We start from the raw sequence: 20,426 nt of genomic DNA, 5'->3' as shown, positions 1-20,426 counted from the left end.
TTTTCAGTAATTTATATTTAAGTAATCAAGAACATCGGAAAAAGATGAGCGAATAGTTATGACATGCAAAACATATAAACAACTAACTACCTATTCGCTTCATAGCAATAGCAGAAAAGTTCAACTGATAGTAAACCTTGAAAGCAAGTCTTTTAAGTACCAAATTGCTAAAGAACAACAAACAGCTGGTATTATAAACACAAATTAGCTTTAGTTAAACAGATGAGATATTTATAGGAATAGAAAATAATTGCTGCGCAGAACGTATTCCCTTTAACCAAGTTTGCCCTAATTGACGACTCAGTTGTTGTATTTTTTCCTTGGGACCCACCACCCTGTTAAACTGACGGGTCAGTTGTTGCATAGTATTTACATCAACGCCTAATCGCTGCAAAATAGGAGGGATATGAGCAGGAATTGATCCTCGTTTGTCCTCACGAATAGCTCTACCACTCCAGTCAACTAAATCAAAGTAGTCACTCTCATGAAAATAAATACCACAGGTTGGATCAAGCTCAAGTTTAATATTACCACTAAAAGGTAACAACACTGGTGGTTTATTTTCTTCTGTTGATTTTTGTTTCGTAGCTCTTTTTGAGGTTTTAACTTTTTTAATTACTTTTTTCTTCTGTCGGGCCTGAATTCAACTTTGTACCGAAGTAAAATCAGAAGTTTCTGGCCTGTCAGACAACTTAGTCCGAATAGGATTTAAATCCACATAGGCCATACAGGTTAACAGAGCTTCTTCTGCTAACAAGGCTTGGCTCTTAAAACGAGACTCCCAAAAACGACCTTTACAATTATCCTCCTTATTCGCTTTGCGTGCAATAAACTCATTTAAACAACGCATAAACCAGCTTAAATCACAAAGTCGCTTGCGCCATAGCTGAATAATTTCATTCACTACCAAATTTTCTGCTTTACCCGTTTCACCATTTAACCACCGATTAACTAAAAAGTTACCGTTATAAAGTTTCATCCAGCGTTCAACCACCTCATGATTACTCCACTCTTCTACTCGATGGTTATTAATACGAACAACAATATGATAATGATTGCTTATCGCCGCATAAGCACAGAGGTCAATTGCAAATATATCCACCAACTCTGCTAAGCGATCAACCACCCACTGGCGACGATGCTTAAATGACTGGCCTGTCAATTGATCTTCACCACATAAAAACGCCCGCCTCACACAGCGGGTAATACAATGATAAAAAGGCATCGCATCTAGCGACACCTGTTCTCTATGGGCATGTGTCATACCAACATACCCTTTTATTTGACAATTAATTTGGTCTTAGATGAAGCTTTTATTTAGTCTTTTGCAACTACTCTCATTAAAACAATTGGACTCAATGAACCATTCTCTCCAGTATCACAAATGCACTCCACCATATTAATGTCAAACACGTATATAGCTGGATATCTACCATCATCCCTATTCAATAGATATTCTCTAAACTTTAAAAAATTCCTCGTATATAGTTTTGATCTTTTCCGTGCTTCAATATAAACATAACACGGGTCTGGATCAAAGTCTTTAATTTCATCTAACTTTACCCAATTTACAGCTCCCTTAAAATTACTCCAAATTAAGCCGTGCGTAGATATATCTTTCTTTATAAATTCTTTTCGAAATTTATTTTTAAATTTTTCTAAAACAATCTTCGTCTCATCGAGAGGAAGAGAAAGACCAAAAATATTTGAAAATTGATCATCATCCAACATAATTAATTCCATATATCAAAGAAGACATGCCCATCAGCTCCGGTATTTTTTCCAGAACGCCAGTCATACCATTTAATATGCTGTAAATCATTACTAAATGGCACAGTCCCTGTTTCATTCCCTCTATGATATTCGTAACCGTGTGTCCCTCTAGTTTGAGGTTTCTGGTGTGGTAGCTTATTTCCAAAAGCATCTTTAACCAACTGTTTAGCATCTCGCTGAGAAGTAACACGAAAATTATGTCCACTGCCATCAACAGCATGTCCTGTAGCATTTCTTATAGAATCAACAGCTTTACTCCATGCTTTTGACCCTTGCTTAATAAGAGGTAATTCACTTGCCTTACTACAAGGGCACTCATTATGCACAAATGCTTGCTGCTCGCCAGCATAATAAGTATGGAAATCTGCAACTGTCAGATTATAGGTATCTTCTGTTCGACCAGCTTCTGTCAGGCTTACCACTTCCAGTGACTTACCTTTAAAAGCTTCTATCTGCATCCCTGACTCAAGCTTGGCAGAATCGACCCAGCCTTTCCCGATTACCCAAAATGGATGGTTATCCGTTACTTCAATCGTTTCTTCTTCACCTTCTGTATTTTTTAGCACTAAGGTATATAGGGGTTTACCTTCAGTTAAAATACGATCAGTGATGGGTTTAAGTGCTACTTCTCCTGTTTCAGGGTCTTTCGAATAAACCAGTGTGCCTTCTTCAATGGTTTCAATGGATTACCATATGGTGATCATTGCCTGTTGCCACTTTGAGGTTATCCACTGCTGCCAACTCTGTTAAACGATCAACCACCCACTGGCGACGATGCTCAAATGACTGGCCTGTCAATTGATCTTCACCACATAAAAACGCTCGCCTCACAAAATGATTAATACAAAGTGGTAAAAAGGCGTCGCATCTAGCGACACCTGTTATCTATGGGCATGTGTCATACCAACATACCCTTTTATTTGACAATTAATTTGGTCTTAGATGAAGCTTTTATTTAGTCTTTTGCAACTACTCTCATTAAAACAATTGGACGCAATGAACCATTCTCTCCAGTATCACAAAAAATTTTATAGGATGTCCTTATTATTTAAAGTTTAGTTATTGATATTTCATGGTTTGAAGAATTTTCTATAAATTTATCTATTTCCTTTATGCTTCCGACTTTGATACCAAACAAATAAGTTGGATCAAAAAAAAGTACCTGACCATTATCTAATTTTATAGATAATGCTAAGCACTCAATTTGATTGGAAACACTTTCAGCACCATAAAAAGTTATTGAGTCAATTTTGTTATCAGCCAATGAACTAGTCATATACACATTAGCTGCTGAGTATTTACATAGTGACATTTCTTCTTCAATTTCAAAGTCAAAAGTGAAGTCTACTTCTTTTGTGATGCTAGTCTTAAGTCTTGAATATTGCTCAATTGACTCTAATTTAACGAATACTTGACCTACTTCTAGAAACAAATGTGTATGAAATGTTGTTACTTCTGCAATTTTGTCTTCGAAGTCAACGACGCCGATATGAATAATATCGTCAAGCTTTTTGTGTTTGATCGTATTCCAGATATTATCAGTCATATTTATTCCTTCATAAATTGAGAAAATTGTATATCCATACCTTTGCCAGACTCAAGTAACGTTACAAATTCACCATTCTCTTTAGTAGCTATAGTCATTCCATTCCCTCTATATATGTTTAGCAATGGTTGATCTTTGCCAGCTGTTGACTTACCAACATATTGCACAGTTCCATCTTGAATAACTTTTCCAATATCTTCTAAAAATCTTCCGCTGTCTTTTTTAAACTTTGGATATTTAGTCCCTAACTGATCTTCCAAGATTTTTTTATGTCTAATAAAGTGATCTTTAAAATTCTTCCCTGCTGTAATGCAATCACAATTATGCACAAATGCTTGCTGCTCGCCAGCATAATAAGTATGGAAATCTGCAACTGTCAGATTATAGGTATCTTCTGTTCGACCAGCTTCTGTCAGGCTTACCACTTCCAGTGACTTACCTTTAAAAGCTTCTATCTGCATCCCTGACTCAAGCTTGGCAGAATCGACCCAGCCTTTCCCGATTACCCAAAATGGATGGTTATCCGTTACTTCAATCGTTTCTTCTTCACCTTCTGTATTTTTTAGCACTAAGGTATATAGGGGTTTACCTTCAGTTAAAATACGATCAGTGATGGGTTTAAGTGCTACTTCTCCTGTTTCAGGGTCTTTCGAATAAACCAGTGTGCCTTCTTCAATGGTTTCAATGGATTGTTTACCACTAGCTGTTAATACTGGCGTACCTGCTGCAAAACAACACTTGCAACCACGCTTAAACAAATTTCCTACTTTTGAAGTAAATTTAGCTCCTATCCTTGCAGCACTTGAAGCAGCTACCTTAGCTGGTCCACCAACTAAAGACACAATTTCAACAGTAGCAGCACCTTTACGCTGATTAGCAGGAATGTTTGCATCAGGTAGGAAGTTAACAACTCTACCTGCAGGATGCATAGAGGCTAAGCCTTTAGCTTCATTATAAATAGCCTTTGCACCGCCAATCATCTGGCCTGTCCAAGTACCTTCCGTTTTTTCAGCAAAGGTATTTGGCATTAAAAAAGAGCCAACTGTATGCAAATATGAGGAAGATGTATTTGGCGTATGCGCTTCTGAATTAGTCCCCCACGGATCCACATACGCCACTGGATTATTCATCACATAGGCATAGCGGTTTACTCCGTCCACAAAACCCAGTGGGTCTAGTTGGGTAAAACGACCAACTGATGGATCATAATAGCGGTTACGATAATAAATTAACCCTGTGGCATCCGGTTCACGACCAGTGTAACCATAGGTGCGGATTGCCTCACCAGTTGTTGCTAATTGATTACCCCAGGCATCAAAGCGTTGGCTACCTAATACTTGACCTTGTGTATTAGTGGTGCTGGTAATGGAGCCCAATGTATCACTATGGTAATAGGCAACACCTTGTTCGGTTATTCTGGCTAGCGGGTCATCGATACCAATGCCATAACCGTAACGGGCTTTGGGTTGTTTCCAATTGTTGCCGTATTCTGCCCAAATATCTGGCCCGGCATAATGGTAGCGTGTTTGCTCGCCATTACTGACTTTTTCTATCCGCTTACCAGTAGGGCCGTAACGGTAGGTTTCGGTTAATTGACTGTTTCTTTCTGCCTTAACTAGTTGATCTAGTGCGTTGTAGTGTAGGGTTAAAATATCATCGCCATTTTTACGGCTAATTAAGTTACCGTTTTTATCGTAACTGAATTCACCTGTCGTGGCTTTAACCTCACCGGCATCATCTAATTCATCAATTTTGGTGATTTGATGTAAGGCATTATGGGTATATTTAAGGGTTTTGCCCCATTGTTCCCTCGTTCGCCAATTACCGAATGGGTCATAATTGATTTGGTCAATGGCCAGTTTAGGATTATTACGGTTATGGATACTGGCTCGGCGTTTCCGGTCAATGACTTGGGTTAATCGGTTTAAACCATCATATTGGTAAGAGCGCCAATCTTTAATAAAACCATTAACCTGATGGTTATAGGTGCTGACATTACCTCTATCATTGTAGTTATAGCTATGGGCTTCAATAGCGGTTTGACCAGGTACCCCCGTTTTTATTTCTTTTATGCTGCCATCCCTAAAATAGCTATACGCCATCTGCACATTATTAGGGAATAATTTATGGCTTAAACGGCCTGCTTCATCATAAATGTAACTAACTTGACGTTTATTACCCAGCGATACACTGCTCACCCGCCCAACAGCATCATATTGATACTGCTGCTGGAAGCCATCGTTATCACTAATGCTATTGAGTAACCCACCTAAGCTGTATTGATAAGATAAGATTTTACCAGCACGGGTATCCTCTACTTCTGCCAACCGATGGGCTGCATCATACCCATAACGTAAAGCCATCTCGTTGTTAGCAATACGTAGCAATTGTCCCCAGCGATTATATTGATAGGTTTGATATAACTCATTATCGCTATCTGGCTGAGTGCGCTGACTTTTTAATAGACCGCTTTCATCATATTGATAAAGGGTTATTTGGCCTTCAGCATCAGTACTTTTTATTAAATTACTGTGCTCGTCATACTCAAACTTATTGGTATGACCTAAGGCATTGCTTGCCGTTAATTTACGACCAAAGTCATCATAGGTATAAGTGGCTTGTACGGATACCTGATCAGCCGACTTATCACCAGCCTCATTGGTATAACCTGCTTCAACTTGAGTTAAAAAGCCTAAGTTGTTGTAGGTATAGCGAGTAACTGGCCTGACCCGTTTTAGTAGTTTGTCATCATAAACTGGCGACACTACTCGTATAGCACGACCTAAACTGTCGTATTCAGTTAATGTACTACGTCCTTCCTGATCAGAGACTTTAATCACCTGACCATTTTTGTTGTATTCGTAGTGGGTTTGCTTACCGGTTAATGAAGTTGGGCTTGGTGAAATGGTGGTTTTTAACCAGCCATTATTGTCAGCACCATAATAAACAAACTGGGCTTGCGTGCCATCAGGATAAGTCGTTGAACGTTTTCGGCCTAAAATATCCAGGTCATGGCTAATGGTGTTACCCTCAGCATCATACGCTTTGATCAGCTGATTGCCTGAGTTATACACCATTTGCACTACATATCCATCAGGATTTGTAATGCCAACAACATTACCTACTTCATCATATTGATAACGAGTGGTTGCACCTGTTTGGTTTGATACTGCAACTTTTCGGTTGGCTTTGTTATAGCTCAGTGTTTGCTGGCTAAAAATTTGATATTGACCATCCACAAAATCCGCTACATTTTGACTTAGTGGTAAGCCAGATGCGTCGTATTGAAAAGCGACTTTATTGCCTAAAGCATCTTTGTGGCTAGTTGGCTGGCCAATGGCATTGTAGGTTTTTTCAAAAGGATAAAAGCCACCCGTTACGCCTTTAGTTGGGCGCCCCAGTGCATCATACTCAGTGAAATAAGGGCCATAACCTTCCTTTTCACCAATTACCCCATCACCATTAATATCTCCATAATAGGTAACACTGGTTGGGTATACGCCTTTTACCTTGTTAGTTGTATCGTTATATTCAAATACCGTGTAAGGGCCAGAGTTAGGGTTGTTGAAGTCCTTAACCTGACGAGACTCAACTACATTTCCCCACTCGTTATAACGGTAACGAGACCAACTAATAATATTATCAGCATACTGAGTGAGAGAGTCGCTGGTTAACGCCGTTGGGTTAATACCTGCACCAAAACCCTTTTTAAAGCGTACACTATCAGTTGCTTGACCTTTGTCGTTATACAAGGTCAGGCTAATATCACCTCTGGCATTTTCTACAATACCTGGGCTACCAAAAGCATTATGGTATCGATACTGCACCTTGCTACCAGAAGCCATGGTAGTCTCAACCAGGCTACCTTGATCATCATAATGGTAACTGACTTTATGACCCATTGGGTTGGTATAACTGGTGCGCAAGAAGGGGTCACGCTCATCATCAAAACCAAAGCGATGAACACCGCCATTTAAATCAATCTTTTTAATTAGCAGGGCATTTTCATTAAAAAAGAAATGCTCGCTAAATCCACGCTCACTGGTAAAAATAGCTTCACGACGGAAGTCATTATATTTAAACGATGCGGTTTCATTTAACGCATTGTAATGGCGATAAGCTTTACCATTAGCGTAATACTCAAAGGTCATCTTATAGCCATTGGCATAAGCGAACGTTTTCATACTGTGATTAACGTTCGGGCCATCTGCTTCTGTGTAGTAGCTATAAGTGGTCGCTGCTACCTTGGGGTTATCAGGCCTGAAATAACGAACTAAATCCCCTAAATGGTTATACTCATAACGATAGGTGTTACCACTCCAGTCAGTTATTTGAGTAATATGGCCTTTGCTGTCATAACTGAAATTAACTTGACGATTATCAGCCGCCGTAACAGAGGCTAGTCGGTTATTAGCATAATTTAGTTTCAATTTATTACCGTTATTATCAGTGATTGATAATAACTGGGCTTTATCACCTACCTTGCCTGCTACATTACTGAATAAATAGCTTAAGCCATTTTTTTCAGTTAATTTGTAACCACCAGCTGTTTTTTCAAAGCTAAAATAATAGCCTTTAGGAATTTCAGCATTGGCTTTAGTTAACGTTGTAATTCCAGCAGCATTTGCGGAGCTGGCAGGTACGCCAATAAACCGTTTTGCACCGGAGCCATCAACCCAAATCACTGAAGAGGTTTTATTATCTTTGGATTTACCATCAATAAAGACTAAAGAGTGATTTAAACTATGGGTCCAACCATAACTAAGAGGTCCATCAGTTTTACCACGGCTATTATAGTGGCGCTCAAAAATTATCGGTAACCCCCGTGCCGGTAATATAAAATCACTTTCTTTGTGATACATATTACCAGTGACCATATTAACAGGGTCACCACTATAAATATTTCCTTCGTTTATCCCTGATCCTGTCGAACTATTTAAATCAGGTGCTAGTGTAGAAGACTCTTTAATGTTTAATTTTGAAGTATCACCATTGGCTGCATTCGCCCAAGCATGATCAGTTGTATCAAACCAAAATGAGTCTTGGACTTCCGGTACAACATTATAACCACTGCCTAATGCTTCATTGACAATATTAGGATTAATCCCCATTTCAGGAATCGCATAACCACCTGAGTATTGGCCAATTGAAAATGAAGCACTTAATTTCCCATTCGCTTTATCTTCTAGAAAATATAACGATGTTAGCCCGACCCATCCTTCATAATCTATCGGGTACTGGGGAATTGTTAATTTACCGCCATTGGTTTTTAAACGATTAACTAACTGATCAATGGCTTGAGGCGGATAACAACCTGCAGGTTTAGTATTAGGTGCACAAGCTTTTGCCCATTTTTTAAAGGCATTGCCGTCAGTAAAGGTTTGAACTGGAATATTTTGCTGATGAGCGATTTGGATACCTGTAATAGTACTTACCGCATCCAGCAAGGCATTTTCTTGCCAAATATAGCTTTCGTACTGAGAGCCCACCATTCCAGCCAGCTTGAATGTTTCAGCATTGGTTTTACCTGTTTCAAGATCCGCTATACGACTGATTCCCCCAGGCACATCCACTAAAAAGCCTCTGGAGTATAAGGCGAATGGCGTATTAAACACATAGCGGATATTCGCTTCAGTGCTTGTTAATCCAATATGATGGCCATTCCAACCGGTACTATTATCCAACTGAGCAATACGTTTAGTCGCATCATTGATGTACCGCATATATTTCAGCAGGACAATATCTAAATATTCTCCAACAACATCATCCGGATTTTGCCAAGGGTTAGGGTTAGCTTTAAGGGCTTTTAATAACCGTTGATTACGCTTAGCTAAATACTGATCTGATGCCTGAAAACCATAAGACTGGATTGCATGGTAATTCAGTGGCTGAATATTTCTGTATTCAACATGACCCAAGTCATAACCATCCACTGTTGTGGCTAGTTTCAATGTAACTGGCTTGAAAATATTATGCTGACACAAAGGTATCGCTTGCTGGTTCGCAATTGATATAGGTTGACCATCGACTTTTATTACAGGGTTAACTGTATAGCTATTAGGACAGGTTAAACCACTCTTGCCTTGTTGCCAGGCTTGCAACGCTTGTTGCGCCTGCGGTGTGCTACCCGCAAATGATAATGTTACCCGCTTTTGGGTCATATCAATTAAGTTAACAGTGGCTCGTTGACTACCATTAATTTCAAAACTGAGTTTTACCCGATAGCTGTCTGGCAATGCAGAAGTCGTTGATTGGCTGTTACCTGAAGTCCAACTGGAAAATTGTTTAACTTTATAGGGTAAAGACTCTGGCAAGTGTGAAAAGCTACGATAAATGGGCTCCCAACGATCCCCAACATCATGAACCGTTTTATTAGGGTGCTTTTCTTTAATCGACTTTTCTATTGCCTCTTCATAAATCTCATGAACGAGCTGTGGTGTGCGTTTACTTAAAAAGTCATTATAATCAAATTTAACATCATGTTTTAACCCAGCAATATGTTTATTGGTTTCATAGCTGGGGTCCATTGGCATCCATTGATAGCCTTGTTTCCCCTCGCCGTCACCGCGATAGTTGGCATAAGGTACACAGGCTTCTACCCAAACATGATCAAAATCAAGCCCCGCATTACCATCAACTAATACAGCTTGATTATTAATATGCAATCCAGCACGCTTAATAACAGTAAAAGCAGCATTGATTTTTTTTACTTTTAACCAGTTAAGATGCTCTGGTTTGTTTTCTAAAAATACATTACCACGTACATAATGGGCTGGAATATTACTGGCACGTAATAACGCAATTAACAGAGAGGCTTGGTCAACATCATTACCCGCCTTACTCCAAAGTGTTGAATTAGTCCCTTTTACAGAACCTCGGTAAGGTTCAAATGACACTTTGTTAGAAACATATTCAAAGATTTTAATTGGTGAATAGTCCAGCTTTTTTGCTAGCTGCTTAATTTCATCAGTAATTTGCACATCAGGTGCTGCATCTAAGTCACCCGTTTTGATATTGCCATCGGCATAGCAAGTACCAGCTCCAGAATGATTGGGAGCAGCTTCATTGCTCGTTGTTCGAGCAGGGTTATTGTTTAAATGTAGTGGTGCCTCAGCATACGCAATGGACCGTTTACGTCGTGATGACCTTTTAGGCGGCTGTTGTACATATGCCGGTGGTTCACCAACAGCTGGGGCAGGAACAACTACTAAGTCTTCGATTGATTCAAAGCTTTTATAAGGATTTGCAGGTAAGTTAAACCAATTGTTTTGATCTACTGGAGACTGTAAATCTTGCAGTAAATTAATTGCTTCATTTAGTGCCGTTACCCGGCTCTCTTGACTACTGGTTGCGGTAATTTTATTCAGTGCCTGGGTTAAAGCATCCAGTGATTGATCAACTTGCCCGACCACTGCATTGCTATCTTCTAAACTGCTATCAGCAAAGCTTTCTAGTTCATTTTTTAAACTGGTAAAATTCGTTATCTGTTGAGCGAGTTGTGCATTCGCTTCCCGCTTGGCGAAATAACGTTTAATAAAATTTTTATCAGTTAATGTCCCTTCTTTAACCTTGTTTAGTACAGTTAACGTTTGGCTTGCCTGTTCATTAATCACTCGAAAGACACTATAAAGAGTAATTTCACTACTATTACGTTGAGTAATCGCATCAACAACCACCCTGTCCAGTGGTGCAACATCTTTATGGGTAGCAGCATTTATATGGCTACTAGCCAAACCTTGGGCCATTATCACAGCCAAGGCTATAGAGCTTATCTTATTCATAAATTTACTGTCTTATTAACTTCAATAAGGCAACGACTATTAGTTGAGCGAAATGCTACTTATAGCCGCCACAGAATAAATAATTAGAAAAAAACTTTTGTTTATAAAATAGGTAAAATCAAACTACTATTAATTAATAAAACTGCTGGTTCATTTACCAACGGGTTACGCCCATCAGCAACTTCCTCACCATCACCTGCGTTGTCACCATCAGTATCTGGATTATTAGGGTCGGTATAAAACAGTTGCTCATCATAGTCAGGCAGTAAATCATTGTCCGTATCAAGCGAGCCTTCACCTTTAGGGTTAGTGCCAGCTAAAAATTCATCAATATTGGAAACACCGTCATCATCCGAGTCTTCTTGCGCATCGTGCTTGTTAAATGGGTTTAATCCATATAAATGTTCTACACTAGCAATTAAACCATCTTGATCTAAATCAGAATCTGGTGTTATGACATAAACGCTGGCACTACCCGTTTTTATTACTTTGCCATGGTCACTTACAGAAAATGCTATTAAAAACTGCCCTGTTTGGTCGGTTTTTCCTGTTAATTTATCACCACTAAAACTTAGTCCTGCTGGCAAAGATCCAGAGGTAACTTTGACAGCTCCATGGCCACTATTGAGTGGATAGTTAATTTCAAGCCCCTTGACCACACCAATATTCTGCAGTGGTAATGTGGCAACCTCACCATTCAAACCATTGCCTTTAACCAACTTATGAGCATCTGCTTTATTAGGATCGTGTCCTAGTTTTGTTTCAATTAAATCAGGAACTCCGTCATCATCCGTATCCTTTAATGAAGGCTGGGTTGAATTAATCGCTTGTAATGCAGTAGCTGTTAATAGTGCACTTTTAGCAATATGTCCCTGTGTATCAAGCTGATCTAATAGATACTGTTTAGCTTGTTGATAAGCAGGCTCAATTACATCACTCTCTAATCCATCAACCTGTGTTAATTTTGCTAATGCTAGTGCTGTAAATACAGTATCGGCATCATTACCTATTGCATCATCACCAAATAATCCATTGGCTTTTTGCTTACTGACTAACCATTGAGCTGCTTCAACCACATCAGCTGATGTATTAAATCGATCAGAAGCTGTTAAAGCGATTAATGCAAAGGCTGTTGGCATAACCTTACTGGTAGTTTTTTCTTTATCAGACAGTGTTGCAAATCCCCAACCAGCGCCATTTTCAGAACTAAGGCCAGCTTGGTTACGGCGAGACAACAAATAACGGCTAGCAGTGAGATATAACTGGGTGTTTGCTTGCTGCAAAATTGCTAACATCCCCAAGGAAGTATCAATAGTAGAAAATTTATAGCCTTTAATAGGCCCCCACACCGAAGCCCTTCCAGTTGCAGAGCCTGTATCCTGATAATAAGTACTAATCAGGTAACTCAAGGAAGTTGAGTGAGAAATCCCTAATTTAGTTAATGACAATGACTGTCTAGCTGCATCCTCAACATCTTGTGGCTGAGTGTTACCTAACCATGAAGCTGCTCGTTGTAGGGGTACACCAGCCACATTTAAATAACTGAGAGACTCAGCTACAACTGCAGTATGCTTCAGCTTGTTTTTTGCACTACTTCCCCAGCTACCATCAGGATGTTGTTGCTGTAATAAATAAGCAACTCCATTAACTGTGGCTATTTCTAGAGAGGTACTTTCTTCATTTGCCTGGGTGGAAACAGCTAACACACCCACCAGGCAAATTAATAAATTAAACCGTTTCATTGATTATCCTAAAGTTCTTCATTACTCATCATGAAAATGCTGTTTGTTTATTCTTTAATAACCCGCAATCCAAACATAACAGCACCATGACTTTCACACGTTCCAGTTAGGTACAATTTTACTTTACTACCTAATGCTTGTGCTGAAGATGCCAACATTAACCAAGGTCCATTCCATGAACTTGGCCTACCTTGCTCTGTATAGATAAAAGCCTTTTTTTGGTTAGCACTCTCACAGCTAGTCTTAACTTCTTCATTCACATAAATAGCTAAATGTGACTTACCTCCACCAAGGGCGATATGCTCGATAGCCTGTATGGTGTAAGGTCCTGACCATTCATAGGAAAACACAGGGAAAGAACAAAGCACCAATAATGAGAAAATTAATTTAAGAAAGTGTTTTATTTTCATTGATAATCCTAAAAGTCTCACTTAGTGATATAAAGCTGGTGGAAAGCAGGATAAGTTTCTTGGTTATTCCATAGAGTTGTCCAACAGCCAGAAAAATACCCACCTACTTTTTGCCCTGTCGAGTATGCTGTTAGTACAAGTGTTAACATTGAGTTTTTAGTTGTTTCATCCTTCAGTACAGCAATTTTTGAGCTGCTACAACCTGGATTATCAAAAGCATTTTCAGCTTCAATCATAATCACATTATTTTGAAGCACTTCAACTCTGGTAATTTTTTGTGGTTTAGTAAAACCAGCAGCTAAAGTAAAACTGGAAATTAAGCTTAGCAGCAGTATTATAAGTGTTAGTTTTTTCATTTTGATACTTCCTGATGTACAACTAACCAAGTTAATTAATGGTAAGTTTTCAGTAGAAAACATGAATAAAATTAAATGAGCAGTTTGAAATCTAAAATATTTGTTAGAACTGTTGAATTACTGTTCTTTAATTAAAGTGATTTGAGTAGTTACATCATAGCTTGCACAGTTCCCTTCAGTTAACAGAACATTAACCTTAGAACCAATAGTGAATCCATTAAGAGCAGTTGCATACATTGCCTTGCCTTGTTTCATGTTCATATCCCATGTAATCCAGCCAGAATTAGGACAATTACTTTTCGATTTCCAGCTTTCACAAGGTTTAATATAGGCTTGATCAGTAGTTGTATGAGTCTCGATGGAACAAATTTTGATCGTATGGTAGTCCGCATAACTGTTAATGCTTATAAGTATGGCTAGGGTAGTAAAAAGAACTAATTTAATTACTTTCATTAGCTGAGCCTTTTAATATCATTATTGAGTTAACTGAAAATTTTAAAAAATAACTTTGGAAAGTTTTATAGCTTATTCTTTAACTATGCTTATACCGTGAAAATGAGCACCAGATGGACGGCAAGTTCCTTCTAAATAAAATTTAACTTTACTGCCTAAAGATTGAGCGGTTAATGCCATTGTCAGCCATGTACTATTCCATAACTGTGGCCCGCTTTGGATAATATAATCAAACTCTTTGTTTTTATTTGCACCTTCACAGTGGGTGTTAACATCTTCATTAACAATTATAGCCATATGGCTTTGGTAGGTATTCCCTGTTTTATGGGCGATATGCTTTATCTCCTTGATAGTATAAGGCCCAACCCACTCATTTGCTAAAACACTGCCGGATAAGAAAACAGATAGTAACAATACGAACTTGGCTACAACTTTTAACTGCATGTCAATACATCCTAAGGTATCAAGCCAGGCATCCCTGTGCTTTAAATAATCACACTCAAAATACGCGAATTATTTCACACACACCTCGCACCCTCAATCCCAAAAAAAATACCTATATACACCTATTGCTTTATGGATAAGCAACAAATAACCACTACAAAACAAGCAGGATCTATTTTGTAAAAATTTGTTATTTTTTTATTAATTTTTGTATGAGAGGCTAAACCACCCCATCAATTAGCACTAAAGTACGTATATTAAAATCAAAGGAGACAGCATGATTGAGCAAATATAGAGTTGATTAGAATACATTTAAGATAGGAAACTGACACAGATCTTATGATGTCATATAGCTAGACTTTAGAAGGGAATTCAAAAAGAGATTTGTAATTTAAAGAAATTTTATTCTCACCATCCCTGATGAGAATTTATATATTACTACTTACACAGATCAGATATTAGCTAAGGCCATACACAAATTCACTATCAGCACCGCTTACACTGACATACTGACATTGAACCCCACTCTACTGTATTCCAGTGGCCTGTCCAGCGGCTGTTATATGCTGCGCATACGCCAGGGCAGGTTTCATTAGCATGGCGCTGGTCCCAAATGGGGCCTGCTCGACGGTCTTTAGTTCGGCATGCTGGTTTATAATTGTACTGTTGCTCTTCTTGATAAAAGAACTGATCTAAAAACTTATCGTTGTTTCTGGACTGGCGAGGCTGCCAGTACCACTTTTGATTGGAACGATTATGACGCGGCCAAACACCAACTCTGCCTTGATCTACAAAATAATCCAGCACCACTCCACGATTGGCCTTATTTTGCAAAGTATTGCCATTCCACTGCCAGCGCTGATGTCTGCCTGAGTGACACTCATATATAAATGCCTTATCACCCTGCCTTAAGTTTTGACCAGCTTCTAAACACATATGGGGTGCATGCTTAGGGCGCAAACGGCCCTTGCGGTCCATTTTCCAAAGTTGGTTTGCTCTGCCGTGGCAGTCCCAGGCAATGACGGGGGCTAAATTATCTGCTCTTCCACCATCTACATCCAGACACTTACCTGTTGCTGACTGGATTAATCCATAACGCCCACCAGCATTTGCTTGCAATGCAATAATTGTAAGACAAAACAAACACATCAATCGAATTACTTGCATAAAATACCTCTCCAGCAGCCTGTTTAGCCAGAACATCCTCGTCACTTGAATATCCGGACTGGCAGGTAATTTTCAATAACTCTTATTAGAGGCACCCTTTATTCATACAGCAAAAAAGTTATACCCTATATTAGAGCTATACCCTACATTTTTGATAAATTACAATGGTTTTAAAAAACACAGGCTACTTAAGTTTAAACAGACTGGATATAGCAGAAAATACCTACAAGCCATACAAACCTGAAAAAATTTACACAACATTTACAGTAGACAATAAAAATTTTTAATTTGTCAATTATTTTTTATGATTTAGTCGCATTATTTTATACATACTAACAAAAAACTCACATTTGTATATATAACTCAACGCACTACTTTATTTATTTAGATTTTGCTAATACCACTAAATATACCAATTAGACACTTATATAAGTACTTAACCTAGTACCCATATCAAATATTATTTAATAATCTGAAATAGAGTATTTTTTTAAGGAATATTTCTACCATGAAATTCACTCTTATTTCATCTGCTCTAAGTTTAGTAGCATTAGCCCAAGCAGCATCAGCCTCATTAGTAGATACCTCCAACAAATGGCCAAACCCTGAAAATATACCAGTTTGCTGGCAAATAGAAGAACTGCAAAAATTATCAGATTTCTCTCCAAAATTATCTGTTATCAACGATCTTGATCAATTAATGATGATGGATGCAGAGCAATTGGTGACAATTCTTAGTTTAGAACCATCAGAAGAAAATTTAGATAAAATAGAGAATGAAAGATTTTTATTTCAAACCATTCTCGGGTATGAGCAAGGAACCCAAGCGATCAAGCCCTATATTTCTATATATAAAGAAAAAATAAAAGAGATGGCTATAAATGAATACCATAAAAAAACCAATATTCGATTTACAGGCTGGAACGATTGTACTGAACAAGATAAGCAATCAACTAATAATATCAGAATTAATATAGTAGGCTTATACTTTGGAAATGGAAAATACCAGGTAACAGGCGCTTATTCTGGTATAGGCCAGCCATCAACAGAACTAAAAGGTAAGCCAACCCTTAGCATTACAGTTTCCCCAGAAATAAATGAAAAAACTGAGCTGGCTGTAAAAGGTTCAGTTATTCATGAGTTAGGCCATGCACTTGGACTACAGCATGAACATGACAGAGTTGATGCCCAAGACTGTAAATACAGTAAATTAACAGAGCCTACTATTAGTAATACCCCATCAAGTTATGGTGGCAATTACCGTTACGTTGGCCCTTATGACTCACGCTCTGTCATGAATTATTGCAGTGATGGAACAGAACTTACAAATGGAGACGTACAAGGGCTGCAATACCTATACCCTGAAAGCACTCAATCAAAAGCGGTAAAATGTGCTATCAATCCAGCTTCCAATTATAAGGAAACAGGTTTTAACTATAAAGGCTGGTGCAATGGCTTTAAAAACCAAAATGCATGTGAATCTGCAAAAAAACAAGACATCACTTTATGCAAGTGGACTACTAGCAATTAAATAGAAAGTAGCCCTTATCTATGGCTTATTTCCTTTAGTCAAAGGGTATCCTCTGCCCCTTTTATGTTAACTTTTGCAAACTTACTGAAAGGGGTAGAGTTTGTCATTTCAAGTTAATAAATCTTGCTTGTCACTTTAAATTTTTATTATTCAAGTTATTTTCTTAAATATTTAGTGATTACTATTGACATATTAAAGCAAACTAGGAAAAACGTTCAAACGATCTAAACTTACAAAAAGCCTTTTATTGAGTAGCCAAATTCAAACTAAGACTAGCAAGGACTGATAGTTAATGGATATCCCTCCCAAGTTAACAGGAATATACGACGAAGAACGTAAAAAAATACTTAAGCAGCTTATAGAGCAGCACGAGCCTCTGCTCAAATTATGCTATCGTCACACCAAAGGCATATATGAAATAGGCTTACGTTCTTATTTGCTTGACTGGGAGGAGTGGGTTTGGACAGCAGTAGACTGCACCTATCAAAAAATGGTAGATCGCCATATACCATTAGATTCATTCGAAACTGAGCTACAGAAAGTAGTTTGGCCCTATACTAACAATGCAAATGACAACTGAGTGCTCCCAAACCAAGAAATTAGCTAAACCAACAACACAAAACTGTACAACAGTTCACCAGAAAGACAGTACCTGCCTTTGCGTTTGCATTAACCTACCTCTTTGTTGTGGTTGCCTTAGTCAGACCATAGAAATCCTCCACATAACTCAGTCAGTTTATTGACGAAACTGCCTGGCATAACGACAATGTAAACACCTAGATTAACCACAACTACAGAGTAAACCGTGGTCCAACTGCTTCGTTTGTTTAAAATTATCCATGTTGTCGCCAAGTATCGTTTAGATGAGTTGGTCTACCACCCACAACTGCCCTGGTATCTACGCTTTGCCTTGCTTTTACTTCCCTGGCGATGGATTAAAAATCCTGCTCCTCGTGCCGAACGGCTAAGAAAAGCGCTTGAAGAGCTTGGCCCTATCTTCGTTAAGTTTGGCCAATTATTATCCACTAGACGAGACCTGTTGCCTGATGATGTTGCAAATGAGCTGAAAAAGCTGCAAGACCAAGTGCCCCCTTTTTCTGGAGAATTAGCCACCAAACTGATTGAGCAAAATTTAGGTAAGGCAGTTGGTGAATTGTTTGCCGAGTTTGACCCAAAACCAATGGCCTCAGCTTCTGTTGCTCAAGTACACCTAGCCAAGTTGCCTGATGGTAAGCAGGTGGTAGTAAAAGTAATTCGTCCTGGTATTAATAAAATCATTAAGCAGGATATGACCATCTTGTATTTTATGGCCAAGCTGTTGGTGGCTTTTTCTACTGAAGGTAGACGACTGCGCCCGGTAGAAGTAGTGGCTGACTACGAACACACTATCTTCGATGAGCTGGATTTACAACGAGAGGCAGCGAATGCCTCGCAGCTACGGCGTAATTTTGCTAACTCTGACCTGCTCTATGTACCACAAGTGTTTTGGGATTATTGCTCACGCTCCGTGATGGTAATGGAAAGAATTTATGGTATTCCGGTAGCAGAAATTGACCAGCTTAAGGCCCATGGCATTGACATGCAAAAGCTGGCTGTGCGAGGCGTGGAAATCTTTTTTACCCAGGTATTTCGTGACAGTTTCTTTCATGCTGACATGCACCCTGGCAATATTTTTGTGTCACCTCACGAACCAGAAACCCCGCAGTATATAGCCATTGACTGTGGTATTGTTGGCTCACTAACTGCCGAAGATCAAAGCTACCTGGCCCGAAATCTACTGGCATTTTTTAATCAGGACTATCGGCAGGTTGCTCAACTACATATCGATTCTGGCTGGGTACCCAAAAACACCCGAGTAAATGAGTTAGAGTCTGCCATTCGCGCCGTATGTGAACCCATTTTCGAAAAGCCATTAAAGGATATTTCCTTTGGCCAAGTGTTACTGCGCTTATTCCAAACCGCTCGCCGCTTCAATATGGAAGTACAGCCACAACTAGTGTTACTACAAAAAACCTTACTTAATATTGAGGGACTTGGTCGCCAGCTCTATCCAGACTTAGACTTGTGGCATACAGGAAAACCCTTTCTTGAGCAATGGATGAAAGATCGAGTAGGCCCATTAGGCGTATTAAAGCATATTCACCAGCGAGCCCCAGAGTGGCTAGAGCAAGCCCCCATTATTAGTCAAAATATGCTTCAGTGGCTGGAACAACGTGCTCAAGAGCCGACTCAAATAACAAAACAGCCTCCAACCACTAACAAGCGCTATTTAATTGGCTTATTGTTAGTGGCAGGTTCAGCCGCCAGTTTGATTTGGCCTGACTGGACTCAACTACTCAACCAGGCAAATTTACCTAGCATGGTGGTAGGTGTGGTGGGCATATATTTAATATTAAGTGAAAAAAAAACGTAAAGCAGGTGTCGTAGTATGGCTGTAACGGAGTGGCTTAACCAAGTCAAGTGGGATGAAAATGGTCTGATTCCAGCCATTGCCCAAGACCATAAAACTGGAAAAGTATTAATGATGGCCTGGATGAACCAAGAAGCCCTGACCTTAACTGCTGAGCAAGGCCATGCTGTTTACTGGTCTCGCTCTCGGCAAAAACTCTGGCACAAAGGTGAGTCTTCCGGGCACCAACAGCAAATCAAAGCTATTCGCTTGGACTGTGATGGTGATGTCATTATTTTACAGGTAGAACAAATCGGTAATATTGCCTGCCATACCGGGCGTGAAAGCTGCTTTTTTCGCAAGCTGACCAAGCAAGGTGATCAATGGGCATGGCAAACCATAGATCCTGTGTTAAAAGACCCAGAAGCTATTTACAAAAGCACCACTAAAAAAAACAACAAATAAGGTAAAATCCTTATGAGTGACGTATTAACTGAGTTAGCCAACGTACTGGAAGCCCGTAAAAAAGCTAACCCCGAGGATTCCTATGTAGCCAGTCTACATGCTAAAGGACTTAACAAAATTCTAGAAAAAGTAGGTGAAGAAGCCACTGAAACCCTTTTGGCTGCTAAAGACTTAGCCAACCAGGCTGAGGGGAATAAAACAGCAGCAAAATCAGACCTGGTTTATGAGACGGCTGATCTCTGGTTTCATACCCTAGTGATGCTATCACACCTTGGCCTAGGCCCTGAAGATGTGCTGAAGGAACTAGCAAGACGCTTTGACCTTTCCGGACTGGCAGAGAAAGCAGCCAGACAACAACATCCAGGTTAA

General features: G+C 39.1%; 18 protein-coding genes. 5 read left to right on the top strand and 13 right to left on the bottom strand.

Annotation, left to right across the window (positions count from 1 at the left end; all coding sequences use genetic code 11):
• Nucleotides 1–214: 214 nt before the first annotated feature.
• From ORQ98_RS07150 to ORQ98_RS07090, 13 genes are all read right to left on the bottom strand, one after another.
• Entirely contained in the window at nt 215–550 is a 336-nt protein-coding gene (locus ORQ98_RS07150) for a hypothetical protein (RefSeq protein ID WP_274688103.1), read from the bottom strand.
• Between the two features lie 93 nt (nt 551–643).
• Nucleotides 644–1,264 carry a hypothetical protein gene (locus ORQ98_RS07145; RefSeq protein ID WP_274688102.1) on the bottom strand — a complete coding sequence of 207 codons (621 nt, stop codon included), beginning with the start codon at nt 1,262–1,264 and terminating at the stop codon, nt 644–646.
• Between the two features lie 53 nt (nt 1,265–1,317).
• Nucleotides 1,318–1,731, bottom strand: a complete 414-nt coding sequence (locus ORQ98_RS07140; protein ID WP_274688101.1) for a hypothetical protein — start codon at nt 1,729–1,731, stop codon at nt 1,318–1,320.
• Nucleotides 1,732–1,733: 2 nt separating this feature from the next.
• Complete coding sequence (locus ORQ98_RS07135; protein WP_274688164.1) at nt 1,734–2,432, bottom strand: polymorphic toxin-type HINT domain-containing protein; 699 nt, start codon at nt 2,430–2,432, stop codon at nt 1,734–1,736.
• 19 nt (nt 2,433–2,451) lie between these two features.
• Nucleotides 2,452–2,604 (bottom strand): hypothetical protein, encoded by a 153-nt coding sequence (locus ORQ98_RS07130; protein WP_274688100.1) that lies wholly within the window; start codon nt 2,602–2,604, stop codon nt 2,452–2,454.
• 217 nt (nt 2,605–2,821) lie between these two features.
• Nucleotides 2,822–3,319 carry a hypothetical protein gene (locus ORQ98_RS07125; RefSeq protein WP_274688099.1) on the bottom strand — a complete coding sequence of 166 codons (498 nt, stop codon included), beginning with the start codon at nt 3,317–3,319 and terminating at the stop codon, nt 2,822–2,824.
• A 2-nt stretch (nt 3,320–3,321) separates the two neighbouring features.
• On the bottom strand, nt 3,322–11,100 hold the full coding sequence (locus ORQ98_RS07120) for an RHS repeat-associated core domain-containing protein (protein ID WP_274688098.1): 7,779 nt from the start codon (nt 11,098–11,100) through the stop codon (nt 3,322–3,324).
• Nucleotides 11,101–11,201: 101 nt separating this feature from the next.
• Complete coding sequence (locus ORQ98_RS07115; protein WP_274688097.1) at nt 11,202–12,842, bottom strand: prenyltransferase/squalene oxidase repeat-containing protein; 1,641 nt, start codon at nt 12,840–12,842, stop codon at nt 11,202–11,204.
• A gap of 47 nt (nt 12,843–12,889) precedes the next feature.
• Complete coding sequence (locus ORQ98_RS07110) at nt 12,890–13,252, bottom strand: hypothetical protein (protein WP_274688096.1); 363 nt, start codon at nt 13,250–13,252, stop codon at nt 12,890–12,892.
• Between the two features lie 17 nt (nt 13,253–13,269).
• Nucleotides 13,270–13,608: a hypothetical protein gene (locus ORQ98_RS07105; protein ID WP_274688095.1), complete on the bottom strand. Its 339-nt coding sequence runs from the start codon at nt 13,606–13,608 to the stop codon at nt 13,270–13,272.
• Nucleotides 13,609–13,725: 117 nt separating this feature from the next.
• A complete protein-coding gene (locus ORQ98_RS07100; RefSeq protein ID WP_274688094.1) occupies nt 13,726–14,061 on the bottom strand; it encodes a hypothetical protein in 336 nt (111 codons plus the stop codon).
• Nucleotides 14,062–14,133: 72 nt separating this feature from the next.
• Entirely contained in the window at nt 14,134–14,505 is a 372-nt protein-coding gene (locus ORQ98_RS07095) for a hypothetical protein (RefSeq protein WP_274688093.1), read from the bottom strand.
• Between the two features lie 486 nt (nt 14,506–14,991).
• Complete coding sequence (locus ORQ98_RS07090) at nt 14,992–15,672, bottom strand: ricin-type beta-trefoil lectin domain protein (RefSeq protein ID WP_274688092.1); 681 nt, start codon at nt 15,670–15,672, stop codon at nt 14,992–14,994.
• 508 nt (nt 15,673–16,180) lie between these two features.
• Here ORQ98_RS07090 and ORQ98_RS07085 point away from each other — a divergent pair.
• From ORQ98_RS07085 to ORQ98_RS07065, 5 genes are all read left to right on the top strand, one after another.
• On the top strand, nt 16,181–17,203 hold the full coding sequence (locus tag ORQ98_RS07085) for a M57 family metalloprotease (RefSeq protein WP_274688091.1): 1,023 nt from the start codon (nt 16,181–16,183) through the stop codon (nt 17,201–17,203).
• A 292-nt stretch (nt 17,204–17,495) separates the two neighbouring features.
• Nucleotides 17,496–17,783 carry a hypothetical protein gene (locus ORQ98_RS07080; RefSeq protein ID WP_274688090.1) on the top strand — a complete coding sequence of 96 codons (288 nt, stop codon included), beginning with the start codon at nt 17,496–17,498 and terminating at the stop codon, nt 17,781–17,783.
• 225 nt (nt 17,784–18,008) lie between these two features.
• On the top strand, nt 18,009–19,616 hold the full coding sequence (ubiB, locus tag ORQ98_RS07075; protein WP_274688089.1) for a ubiquinone biosynthesis regulatory protein kinase UbiB: 1,608 nt from the start codon (nt 18,009–18,011) through the stop codon (nt 19,614–19,616).
• Between the two features lie 15 nt (nt 19,617–19,631).
• Nucleotides 19,632–20,057 carry a phosphoribosyl-AMP cyclohydrolase gene (hisI, locus tag ORQ98_RS07070; RefSeq protein WP_274688088.1) on the top strand — a complete coding sequence of 142 codons (426 nt, stop codon included), beginning with the start codon at nt 19,632–19,634 and terminating at the stop codon, nt 20,055–20,057.
• A gap of 12 nt (nt 20,058–20,069) precedes the next feature.
• Entirely contained in the window at nt 20,070–20,426 is a 357-nt protein-coding gene (locus tag ORQ98_RS07065) for a phosphoribosyl-ATP diphosphatase (RefSeq protein ID WP_274688087.1), read from the top strand.

This window comes from Spartinivicinus poritis (assembly GCF_028858535.1).
Classification (GTDB): domain Bacteria; phylum Pseudomonadota; class Gammaproteobacteria; order Pseudomonadales; family Zooshikellaceae; genus Spartinivicinus; species Spartinivicinus poritis.
Note: the sequence above shows the minus strand (reverse complement) of the source record. Positions and strands in the feature narration are given on the sequence as shown.